The 11,413-nt window shown below is 63.6% G+C and carries 9 protein-coding genes; 3 read left to right on the top strand and 6 right to left on the bottom strand.

Annotated features, from left to right (window positions below; translation table 11 throughout):
- Nucleotides 1–3: 3 nt before the first annotated feature.
- Together glgA and ABOA88_RS05475 are read right to left on the bottom strand one after the other, a co-directional pair.
- On the bottom strand, nt 4–1,563 hold the full coding sequence (gene glgA, locus ABOA88_RS05480) for a glycogen synthase GlgA (protein ID WP_196168816.1): 1,560 nt from the start codon (nt 1,561–1,563) through the stop codon (nt 4–6).
- Between the two features lie 563 nt (nt 1,564–2,126).
- Nucleotides 2,127–2,297, bottom strand: a complete 171-nt coding sequence (locus tag ABOA88_RS05475) for a DUF6026 family protein (protein WP_196168815.1) — start codon at nt 2,295–2,297, stop codon at nt 2,127–2,129.
- 203 nt (nt 2,298–2,500) lie between these two features.
- Between ABOA88_RS05475 and gnd the strand changes: the two genes are divergently transcribed.
- Genes gnd through ABOA88_RS05460 form a run of 3 tightly spaced genes read left to right on the top strand, consistent with a single transcriptional unit; the run spans nt 2,501 to nt 6,900 of the window.
- Nucleotides 2,501–3,481 carry a phosphogluconate dehydrogenase (NAD(+)-dependent, decarboxylating) gene (gnd, locus tag ABOA88_RS05470; RefSeq protein ID WP_196168814.1) on the top strand — a complete coding sequence of 327 codons (981 nt, stop codon included), beginning with the start codon at nt 2,501–2,503 and terminating at the stop codon, nt 3,479–3,481.
- The gene (gene zwf / locus ABOA88_RS05465; RefSeq protein WP_367851083.1) at nt 3,478–4,983 is read left to right on the top strand and encodes a glucose-6-phosphate dehydrogenase; all 1,506 of its coding nucleotides are present in this window, start codon (nt 3,478–3,480) and stop codon (nt 4,981–4,983) included. The genes gnd and zwf overlap by 4 nt, the downstream gene beginning before the upstream one ends.
- Nucleotides 4,984–5,040: 57 nt before the next feature.
- Nucleotides 5,041–6,900, top strand: coding sequence for a glycoside hydrolase family 15 protein (locus tag ABOA88_RS05460; protein WP_196168812.1), 1,860 nt, complete (start codon nt 5,041–5,043; stop codon nt 6,898–6,900).
- A gap of 19 nt (nt 6,901–6,919) precedes the next feature.
- Here ABOA88_RS05460 and ABOA88_RS05455 read toward each other — a convergent pair whose 3' ends face one another.
- The 4 genes from ABOA88_RS05455 to ABOA88_RS05440 all read right to left on the bottom strand — a co-directional run bounded on the left by ABOA88_RS05455 (nt 6,920) and on the right by ABOA88_RS05440 (nt 11,412).
- Nucleotides 6,920–9,364, bottom strand: coding sequence for a TonB-dependent siderophore receptor (locus ABOA88_RS05455; RefSeq protein WP_367851082.1), 2,445 nt, complete (start codon nt 9,362–9,364; stop codon nt 6,920–6,922).
- A gap of 76 nt (nt 9,365–9,440) precedes the next feature.
- Nucleotides 9,441–10,277 (bottom strand): FecR family protein, encoded by an 837-nt coding sequence (locus tag ABOA88_RS05450; RefSeq protein WP_367851081.1) that lies wholly within the window; start codon nt 10,275–10,277, stop codon nt 9,441–9,443.
- Nucleotides 10,274–10,798, bottom strand: a complete 525-nt coding sequence (locus tag ABOA88_RS05445; protein WP_196168810.1) for an RNA polymerase sigma factor — start codon at nt 10,796–10,798, stop codon at nt 10,274–10,276. The genes ABOA88_RS05450 and ABOA88_RS05445 overlap by 4 nt, the downstream gene beginning before the upstream one ends.
- A gap of 185 nt (nt 10,799–10,983) precedes the next feature.
- On the bottom strand, nt 10,984–11,412 hold the full coding sequence (locus ABOA88_RS05440) for a glycine zipper domain-containing protein (RefSeq protein WP_196168809.1): 429 nt from the start codon (nt 11,410–11,412) through the stop codon (nt 10,984–10,986).
- Nucleotide 11,413: the final 1 nt, after the last annotated feature.

The following is an 11,413-nucleotide window of genomic DNA, read 5'->3' as shown; positions in this document are numbered from 1 at the left end:
CGCTCAGTAGTGGCCAGCGTGGGCCTGGCAGACCAGTTCCTCGTACAGCTTGGCATAGGGTTCCACGGCCTGGCACCAGTTGAACGGCTGGGTCATGGCCAGGCAGCGCATGGCGTTGAGCAGGTCTTTCTTGCCGTGCACGTAGAACGCCCGGCTCAGGGCCTCGCGGTAGCTCTCGACCGACGATTCATTGAACAAAAATCCGGTGACACCGTCCTCGATGGTGTCGGCCAGCCCACCGGTGTTGCGCGCCACCGGCAGCGAGCCGAAGCGCTGCGCGTACATCTGGCTCAGGCCGCAGGGCTCGTAGCGCGACGGCATCAGGAGGAAGTCGCTGCCGGCGAACATGCGTCGTGCATCGGTTTCGTTGAAGCCGATGCGCACGCCGATGCGCCCCGGGTAGCGCAGGGCCAGCTCCCGCATGGCCTGTTCTTCCTCAGGTTCGCCTCGGCCGATAATCGCGATCTGGCCACCTTGTTTGACGATGTAGTCGGCCACGCCCAGCGTCAGGTCCAGGCCTTTTTGGTACACCAGGCGCGAGACCACGGCGAACAACGGCCCCTGCGATGCCTCGAGTTGGAACAGTGTGCGCACTTCTTGTGCGTTGCGCGCCTTGCCGTCCCAGTCGTTGAGGCTGAAGTTGTGCTGCAGATGCTTGTCGGTGGCCGAATCCCAGCTCTCGTCGATGCCATTGGGAATGCCGCCGAGCAGGCCTTGCTGCGCCTTGCTGGCCAGGAAGCCATCCAGCCCGCAGCCGAATTCGGGCGTGGTGATCTCCCGGGCATAGGTGGCGCTCACGGTGGTGATGTGGCTGGAGTAGGCCAGGCCCGCCTTGAGGAACGACAGCTTGCCGTAGAACTCCATGCCTTCCTGCTGCAAGGCGTGGTCAGGGATGGCCAGCTCCGGGCAGCAGGCGCGGCTGAATACACCCTGGTAGGCCAGGTTGTGGATGGTGAACAGGGTCGGGGTGTTCAGGCCACGCCAGTGCATGTACGCCGGGGCCAGGCCTGCCGGCCAGTCGTGGGCGTGCACCAGGTCGGGGCGCCAGTGGATCATGCCTTCGCCGGCGGCGATTTCCGCCGCGGCCAGGCCTAGACGGGCGAAGCGGATGTGATTGTCCGGCCAGTCGCGACCATTGTTGGCGCCGTAGGGCGTGCCGTCGCGCTCGTACAGTTCGGGGCAGAGCAGGACATAGATGACCAGGCCGTCGGCCAGGTCCATGCGGCCGATCTTGCAGGGCGGCAGCGCCGCGTGGCCACCCAGTTCGCCGACGATATGGATGGGGTTGTCGCTGTCGACCACCTGGCGGTAGCCCGGAATCAATACACGGACATCGTGCAGATGGGACAAGGCGCGGGGCAAGGCTGAGGACACATCGCCCAAGCCTCCGGTCTTGACCAGGTCGGCGATCTCGGAAGTGACGAACAGGATTTTGCGCTTGTGCGGGTTGTGACGGCGCTGGGCGCCGGGTGCCTTGGCTGTCGTGGCGAATGCTGGCGGCAGCGGTTCGCGGTTGTCCGGGGTGAATGTATCTACGTGAGGTTCGACAGCGGCACTGATCATACTTCTCTCCGTCCCTTGTATCGGGTGGCTGGCACCCTTTGGCGTTATGTCGTGTTGGTTCTCTCTAGTCCAAATCTTCGTCGTGCGGTCCATGCCCCAGAGTGGTGCGCACAAGCACCGTGCAATCGGCGTTCCAGCCGAAGGCCGTTGAGCTGTTTGGGGTGTGGGTGGGCCGAAGTGGGGAGGTCCCCTGTGCATTGGCCTACTTAGTTCCTGACCTGCCGTTTTGTTGGAAAGTTTCTTTTTTTTTCCGTCCGGTTACCCAGGCGGTTTGGCAGGCAGAACCCCGAGTGTAGGAGAGGTTTCGTTACATTTGTGACCCGCTGGTCATTTAAATGATGAGCGTGGGCCTGCGCAAACGTTGGCGGGTTGTCACAGGATGTAAATGCGCAAGCTAGACAGGCCGCCAAGCGTGCGGCCGGGGCTACGACAGGCGCGCAATGCGCCCCGGCGATCAGTCGACCGGCAAAGGACGTCGACAGCGAAACCGCAGAGACAGGTCAGGATGCGAAGGGAGAATCTTGCACAGTGGGAGCCAGTGAGCTCCCACCAGGAGGAGGGCATTAGAGGCGGATGGCTTTGTCGTCTTCGCAGCGGGCCTGCTCAAGCAACTGGTTCAACTGGGCAACTTGCTGGCGCAATTGGTCGCGTTCATCCTTCAGGCGGCGCAGCTCGTCACGGCGCACGGTGACATAGAGGGTCTGGGTGGGAGTGGCAGGCATCAGGGTACCCATTGGAACACCTCGCGGTTCTGGCTGGTGACAATTTCAAGCGTAGACGCTTGGCGCGGCGGCATTCTGAATTCTTTTCCTGGCCTTGGGAACTTTTTTGTTTATCGTTGTCGCCCCGTTCGTCGGTGAACCCTCGAACGGAGCACTGGACTAATCTGAAAACCTGAACCGCGTTGTCATCCATTTCATAAGGGGAGCATCGACACATGCAACTGGGAATTGTCGGGCTGGGCCGCATGGGCGGCAACATCGCGAGGCGTCTGATGCTCGCAGGGCATCGGACGGTGGTCCACGACCGCAATCGCGACGCGGTGATGACGCTGGAGGGCGAGGGCGCCCAAGGGGCCCACGACCTGGGAGCGCTGGTGCAGAAGCTCAAGGCACCTCGCGCGGTGTGGGTAATGCTGCCCGCCGGCGAGCCCACCGAGCAGACCATCGCCCAGCTGGCCGGGCTGCTGGAGCCGGGCGACGCGATCATCGATGGTGGCAACACCTTCTATAAGGACGACATGCGCCGGGCCGCCGAACTGGCCAAGCTGGGCCTGCATTATCTGGACGTCGGCACCTCCGGCGGCGTGTGGGGTCTGGAGCGTGGCTACTGCATGATGATCGGGGGTGAGAAGGACGTGTTCGAACGCCTCGAGCCGCTGTTCAAGGCCCTGGCCCCTGGCGTGGGCGATATCCCCCGCACCCAGGGTCGCGAGGGCGAACATGGCCGCGCCGAGCATGGCTATATCCATGCAGGGCCTGCCGGTGCCGGGCATTACGTGAAGATGGTGCACAACGGTATCGAGTACGGCTTGATGCAGGCCTACGCCGAAGGCTTCGACCTGCTGCGCAGCAAAGGCGGCAACGAACTGCCCGAAGAGCAGCGCTTTGACCTGGACGTGGCCGAGATCGCTGAAGTGTGGCGTCGCGGCAGCGTGGTGACCTCCTGGCTGCTGGACCTGACCGCCGACGCCCTGGTGGCTGACCCGCAGTTGGCCCAGTTCAGTGGCTCGGTGTCCGACAGCGGCGAAGGCCGGTGGACCATCGACGCCGCCGTCGAGCAGGCCGTGCCGGTGCCGGTGCTGTCCAGCGCGCTGTTTGCCCGTTTCCGTTCGCGCCAGCAGCAGGGCACCTATGGGGACAAGATCCTCTCGGCCATGCGCCTGGGCTTTGGTGGCCACGTCGAGAAAGGCAAATGACGGCACAGCGCATCCCGGCCGCGCCGCCCTGCACGTTGTTCCTGTTCGGCGCCAATGGCGATCTGGTCAAGCGCCTGCTGATGCCGGCGCTGTACAACCTCAGCCGCGACGGCTTGCTGGACCGCAATCTGCGCATCGTTGGTGTCGACCACAATCCAGCCACGGCCGAGGCATTCGCCGAGCGCCTGCATGCCTTCATGGTCGAGCGCGACAAGGGCGGGGAGGGCTCCAACAAGTGTCTGGACGACAAAGTGTGGGCGCGTCTGGCCAAGCGTCTGGACTACCAGACCGGCGACTTCCTGAACCCGGCCACCTATGAGGCCATCGGCAAGCGCATCGACAAGACCGCCCATGGCAATGCCATCTTCTACCTCGCCACCTCGCCGCGCTTCTTCCCGGAAGTGGCGCAGCGTCTGGGAGATGCCGGGTTGCTCGATGAGTCCGGCGGCGGTTTTCGCCGGGTGGTGGTGGAAAAACCCTTCGGCACCGACCTGGCCAGCGCCGAGGCGCTCAACGCCTGCCTGCTGGGGGTGATGAGCGAGCGGCAGATCTACCGGATCGACCATTACCTGGGCAAGGAAACGGTGCAGAACATCCTGGTCAGCCGGTTCTCCAACGGGCTGTTCGAGTCGTTCTGGAACAACCATTACATCGACCACGTGCAAATCACGGCGGCCGAGACCGTCGGTGTCGAGACCCGTGGCGCCTTCTACGACAACACCGGCGCCCTGCGCGACATGGTCCCCAATCACCTGTTCCAGTTGCTGGCCATGGTCGCCATGGAGCCGCCGGCGGCCTTCGCCGCCGATGCGGTGCGCAGCGAGAAAGCCAAGGTGATCGGCGCCATCCGCCCCTGGTCGCAGAAGATGGCCCTCAAGCACTCCGTGCGAGGCCAGTATGTGGCCGGCAAGCAGGGTCGCAAGCGCCTGGCCGGGTATCGCCAGGAACCGAACGTCGACCCTCAAAGCCGCACCGAGACCTATGTTGCCCTCAAGGTGATGATCGACAACTGGCGCTGGGCCGGGGTGCCGTTCTACCTGCGCACCGGCAAGCGCATGAGCGTGCGCGACACCGAGATCGCCATCTGCTTCAAGCCGGCGCCGTATGCGCAGTTCCGCGAGTCGGAACTGGAACGGCCCAAGCCCAACTACCTGAAGATCCAGATCCAGCCCAACGAAGGCATGTGGTTCGACCTGCAGGCCAAGCGTCCTGGGCCTGAGCTGGTGATGGAAAACGTCGAGCTTGGTTTTGCCTACAAGGACTTCTTCAAGATGACCCCGGCGACCGGTTACGAGACCTTGATCTACGACTGCCTTACCGGCGACCAGACCCTGTTCCAGCGCGCCGACAACATCGAGAACGGTTGGCGTGCGGTGCAGCCGTTCCTGGATGCCTGGGCCAGCGGTGGGGAGGTCCATGAATACCCCGCCGGTGAAGATGGCCCCGCGGCGGGCGACGAGCTGCTCACGCGTGAAAAGCGGGAGTGGCACACTTTGGGATAAAGGGCTGCGATGGGGCGCAAAGCGCCCCCAAACCGACAGTCTTGCAGAGGAGCGCCCATGCCAGCCCCGATCGAAGACTACGCGCTACTGGGCAACTGCCGCAGCGCCGCCCTGGTCAGCCGCGATGGCTCCCTGGACTGGCTGTGTGTCCCGCGTTTCGACGCCCCGGCGGTGTTCGCCGCGCTGCTGGGCAATGAAGAAAACGGCCGCTGGCGCCTGGCCCCCAGCGACCTTGTCGAAGCCGTCGGGCGGCGCTACCTCGATGACACCCTGGTGCTCGAAACCACCTACACCACTGCCAGCGGCCGCGCCCGGGTCATCGACTGCATGCCTCTGGGCGAACACAACGCTGTGGTCCGCATCGTCGAAGGCTTGGCCGGCGAAAGCGCCTTCGAGATGGACCTGGTACTGCGTTTTGACTATGGGCGCAGCGTCCCATGGGTAGAGAAGCTTGACCCGCACACCCTCAGCGCGGTCGCCGGCCCCGACCGGATGATCCTGCGCAGCACGGAGCCTGTGCACTCGCGCGATTACCACAGCGTCAGCCGCTTTCGCGTTCTGGCAGGTGAGCGCCAGGTGTTCAGCCTGCGCCACCAGCTCTCGCACTTGCCGCCACAACCGGACTTCGACGTTGACCAGGCCTTGGAAACAACCATCGCCCAGTGGCAGGCCTTCGCTGCCCGCTGCCCGGATGTTGGCCCTTGGACACCCTTGGTCCGCCGTTCCTTGCTCACCCTCAAGGCCCTGACCTACGCCCCCACCGGGGGCATCGTTGCCGCCGTGACCACCTCCCTGCCCGAGCGTGTGGGTGGTGAACGCAACTGGGATTACCGCTACTGCTGGCTGCGCGATGCCACCATGACCCTGCTGGCGCTGATGAACCTTGGCTACTTCGACGAAGCACAGGCCTGGCGTGAATGGCTGCTGCGTTCGGTGGCCGGCAATCCCGAGCAGATGCAGATCATGTACGGCCTGGCCGGTGAGCGCGACCTGCAAGAGTTCACCCTGCCGTGGCTGAGCGGCTACGAGCACTCGCGCCCCGTGCGTATCGGCAATGCCGCTTCGGCGCAATTGCAGCTGGACATCTATGGCGAGCTCGCCGACGCCATGACCCAGGCCATCCGCGGCGGCCTGCCCCGGCACCCGCGCAGTTCGGCCATTGCCCGCGCGATCCTGCCGTACCTGGAGCGCAGCTGGCGCGAGCCGGACGAGGGCATCTGGGAGGTGCGCGGTGGGCGGCAGCACTTCGTGCATTCCAAGGTCATGGCCTGGGTCGCTTTCGACCGCGCCGCAAGCCTGGCCGACACCACCGAGGAAGACCGCGAACGTGGCCGGCACTACCGCCAAGTGGCCGATCAGATCCACCGCGAAATCTGCGAACACGGGCTCGACCCCACGCGCCAGTACTTCGTGCAGGCTTATGGCTCCCGGGAAGTGGACGCAAGCCTGTTGCAGATCGCCCTGACGGGCTTCCTGCCCGCGAACGATCCGCGCTTTCTGCGCACCCTGGCCCAGCTCGAACAGCGCCTGCTGCGCAACGGTTTGCTGCTTCGCTACGACAGCGACCGCTGTAGCGACGGCTTGACGCCGGGGGAGGGGACGTTCCTGGTGTGTTCGTTCTGGTTGGCGGACGTGTATGTGCTGCTCGGGCGGCAGCAAGAAGCCCAGGCCTTGTATGAGCAGTTGGTCGGGCTGTGCAATGACGTGGGCTTGCTGGCCGAGCAGTACGACCCGGTGGGCAAGCGGATGCTGGGGAACTTCCCTCAGGCGTTCAGCCATATCGGGATCATCAATACGGCGTTGAATCTGCACCGGGCGCAGTGTCCGGTGCGGGATCGGGCGGAGTTTTCCGACGCCAGTGTCACGCCTGTGGAAGCGGGTTCACCCGAGATTGGGGCGCGTAGCGGCCCCAAATAGCCGGTGGTGCCTCACGGGGTTACCAGTCGTGCGTATAACTGGCCGTCAACACCATGCCGGGTGCTGGCAGATGGCTGGTGTTGTTGTTATTGCGCAACAGCTGGCTGTAGAGCGGGTAGTAGTCGCGATTGAACAGGTTCTGGATGCCCACGCTCACCTTGTCGTCAGGGGAAACCTGGTACTGGCTGATCAGATCCACGGTTGTGTAGGTGTCTACCTGGTGCCGGCCGAAGCTGTCCATGCCATCAAGGCGATAGTCCTTGGAGTCGAAGAAGGTGGCTTGCAGTCGGTTGCTCCAGTCGAAATTCGGCTTGTACTGCAGGTAAGCGGTCAGTTTCAGGGGAGGAACGCGGTAGCCGGTCATGTCTTGCCAGTCTTTGCCGTCTGGTTTTTCTCGTCCTTGCATCCAGGTCGCGCTGCCCCCGGCACCCCAGATCTCATCGTCCGACAGCCAGTCGGCACTGGCTTCGACGCCATAAATGCGTTCTTTGGTTCGGGTCAGGATCAAGCCGTTGTTGAAGCTTTGCACATCGCCCAGCTTGGACGTGGTGTAGAACAGTGCCAGGGTGCCTAGCGTGTTGCTGCCCAGTTCTCCACGCCAGCCGAGCTCGTAGTTGTTGGTTTTCACAGGTTCCAGGTTCGAGGCGCTCAGATCGAAACCACGGCGTGCGTTTCGCAGTTGGATACCCACGTCAGGCAGCTGGAAGCCTTGGCTGAAGGAGGCATAGATCTCCTGGCCGAGCACCGGCGAATAGACGATGCCAAGGTTCGACAGCACCGCATCGTAGTGGATCCGCCCACCTTCGACTGCCACGGGCGAGGCGGCCCGGGATTCGGACAGTGGAACGAAGTCATCGAACTGGGCGGTGGAGTATTCGTATCGCAGCCCGCCGTCGATCGACCAGTGCTCGTCGAAACGATGCTGAAGCTGGGCGAACGCGCCTGCGCTTCGGGTCTTGAGCGGCGGCATGTAGGTGAGCTTGCCGATCTTGTCGAAGACAAGGCCACCACTGGCGTCATAAGCCGCAGGGTCGAATACATCCAGTGGCATGTCGCTGCGCTCCTGGTTGTAGTCGCCGCCCCAGACCAACTCGGTATTGCCACTCTGTCCGAGCGGGGTGCGCAAGGTCAGGCGGCTGCCGAACACTTCGCTGTTCTGCATCACCTGGTCCACGTTGCCGCCACGGGTGGGGACGGCGCGGGCGTCGAACGGCGTGAAGCGGGTGAAGTAGTCCCGGTAGTACAACTGGGCGGAAAGCCGGCTCGAGAGGATATCGAGATGCTCGTATTCCAGATTCACCAGGGTGTTGCGAATGCGGTTTTGCTCGTCCAGATCCAGGCCCTTGATCGCGTTGGCCGGCACCGAGCCTGCTGGCAGTTTGGCGACGCGTGGGTCGGTGGCGTAGTCGGTGTCCTGGCGCGCGTCGTAGTGGCTGACACCGAGCTGCACCCGTTGGTTTTCGTCGATGTGCAGGCCAAGCTTGCCGCCGATGTTGTAGATGTTGGCGTCGAACAGGTCTCCCTGGCTGGGTTCCGGCGCAATGCGATCGCCGTGGGCATCGTACGAGGCACCGATGTGGCGGGTGCCGAAGTCGAAGGCATAGTCCACCGCGCCTTGGGAGCCTGCGACATACTGCTGGAACTGCCCGCCCAGGCCATCGCTACCCAGGCGGGTGAGGGGCGAGGTGGCGCTCAGGCTGGTCTGTGCGCGGTGCTCACCACCGGCAGGGCGGGTGGTGATGGAAATGATGCCGCCTGTGGCACCGCTGCCATAGATGGCACTGCTGCCGCGGATGACTTCGACCTGTTCGATCAGTGCCGGGTCGATGTTGGCCAGGTTGCGCGAGGAGTCGCGGTTGGTGTTGAGCGGTACGCCGTCGACCATGATCAACATGCTGCGCCCGCGCAAGGTCTGGCCGTACTCGGTGACGGTGCGGCTGGAGTCGGACATGCCCGGAATCGCCTTGGCCAGCACCGTGGCCAGGCTCTCGGAGCCTTGGCGTAGCGCCTGCAACTGGTCGTGGTCGATCAGTGTCGATTGCCGGGTTGCCGAGACCAGGTCGCTGCGGGTACGCGAAGAGGTGATCTCCATCTGCGCCATTTCAACAGGCTCGCTGCGGGTGATCGGCGAGGGGGTGGCCTGGACCGGGTCGGAGGGGACGATGATGAACGTATGGGCATCCTTGGCCTGTGCCTGCAGGCCAGAGTGCTCGAGCAGCTTTTGCAGCGCTTGCTCTGGCGTGAAGCGCCCTTTCAGCGCAGGCGCTTTTTGGCCTGCACCCAGGTCGCCTGCAAAGATGATCTGTACCGAGGATTGCTGTGCCAGGGCGTTGATGGCCTGGTCAAGCGGGGCGGCTGGCAGGTCGACGTTCACCTGTTCCTGGCCTTGAGCCGATAGCGCGATGAACAGACTGCTGGCGAGCAACGACAGGCGTAGGGGGCGATCGCGCAGGTAAGAATGCACTTCTCGAATTCCTTTGTAGTTGGCTTTTCCAACTAGCCGTCTGGGGAATCGAAAAACCCTACCTTCGCTTGAGCATTTATTTTCCGGGCGCCCGGCGTTTGACCTGGATGCTGCCGTCTTCCTGGCGAGACAGGGAAACAGGCAGGATGCTTGGGAGCAGCTCCAGCAGCAGATCGACGTTGTGCGCCTGGAACACGCCAGTCACTTTGAGCGCCGCCAGACTTGGGTCACCCAGCTCGATGGGCGCCGTTCGATAGTGGCGCAGTACGGCAACGGCCTCGTCCAGCGGCGTTTGCTCGAACACGATGCGATCATTTTTCCAGGCCATTGCCTTGGTCGCGTCAACCTTCGCTAACGCCGTCAGTTGCCCGCCGATCGCATCGATTTGTTGCCCTGGCGTCAGAATGACCGGCGTTTGCACGGTTGCCGGCGCATCGACTTCCACACGGCCCCGCGCCAATGTCACCCGAACATTGTCGTTATCCAGTCGACGGACATTGAACAGCGTGCCAAGCACCTGGATCCTGGCCGAACCTGCCGACACCACGAAGGGGCGGTAAACGGCCGAAGACACCTCGAACAGGACCTGCCCGGCGCGAAGATCCACATCGCGACTGAAGACTCGCCAGCGGACATCGATATCGCTGGCGCTGTCGAGCAGCAGTTCGCTTCCATCGACCAGCGCAACCGCGCGCCGCTCGCCGACCGCAGTGGTGAACCGCTCATGCTTGTAGGCAGGGTTCAGCCAGGCCAGGGCGCCGATGGCCAGGGCGGTCAACAGTGTGAGGGCGGCCGCTTTGGCCGGTCGGCGCGCTGTCGGTTTGGCGGGCGGAATGGGAAACAGCCGCTTGAGGTCTTCACGATGCCGTCCCAGGGCCTCATCCAATCGCCCCTTGCGGGTGTCATGGGTCACAGGTGCACCTCGTCACGTCCGAGCTTTGCCCTGCACGCTGCGAGCCCCAGGCGAAGGTGCTTTTCCACTGTTTTGATGGAAATGCCAAGGTGCTTTGCCACTTCTGCTTGAGGGATTTCATGGATTTTATGCAGGACGAACACTGCCTGACAGCGCGCAGGGAGGGCGGCGATGGCATCGACGAGCAATTGAAACTCACGCTCGGCCTCGTATCGGTTCACGGGGGTGGCGGCGGTACAGGCGATCTCGGGCAGTTCGCTGGCGGCCTCCACCCAGGCGGCTCGACGGCGCTCGCCACGGTAGCGGCTGATGGCGGTGTCGTGGGAAATTTTGCGCAGCAGGGCGAGGGGGCTGCGGACCTCTTCCTTTTCGCCTCGCTCGAGCAACTGCACGCACACGTCATGCACCACGTCGCGCGCTGAGCCTCTGTCGCCGAAGCGTCGGCGAATGTGCTCCACGAGCTCGTCGTAGTGCCGGACCAATGTGGTCAGCAGCGTCGGTTTGGCGGGATCGAATGACACGATGCACCCAGGAAGAGAGGCTTGCTTTCGAAGCGACTGGGCGAGTGTAAATGAGAAATAATTGCGAATAAATACCATCTTTCACAATGGCAATGGTCGAACGGAGGCGGGTGGCTGAGCTGGGTTGAGGCTTGGCGCCACAAGGGACGTGTTGCGCCGTCCCCTGTGGTCGTTGCCCAAGCGAATCAATCGTGATGCTTGTGCTTCTTGTGCTTGTGCTTCTTGCCGGAGTTGTAGCCGCTGTGGTGGTGATCGTCATCGGCCATGCTGTTGCCGATGGCGCTGCCCGCCGCGCCGCCCAGGCCAGCACCAATGGCGCCGCCGGTGGAGCCGCCGACCTTGTTGCCCAGCACCTGGCCCCCTGCGGCGCCCAGGCCACCGCCGATGGCGGCTTCGGTTTTCTTGCCGTGCTGGGCCGATACCGCGCCACCTGCCGCGCCGCCGACACCGGCGCCGATCGCGGCACCTGTACTACCACCAATGGCCTGACCGACCACACTCCCCAGTGCACCGCCGACACCACCGCCGAGCGCGGTGTTGGTGGTTTCGCCGGCGATGACATACGAGCTGGCCATCAAGGTGAACAGTGCGATTACAGGAAATGACTTGCGCATG

Source organism: Pseudomonas sp. PKS, assembly GCF_051913525.1.
GTDB lineage: Bacteria > Pseudomonadota > Gammaproteobacteria > Pseudomonadales > Pseudomonadaceae > Aquipseudomonas > Aquipseudomonas guariconensis_D.
The sequence above is the reverse complement of the archived record's forward strand: the minus strand, read 5'-3'. Positions and strand labels throughout refer to the sequence as shown.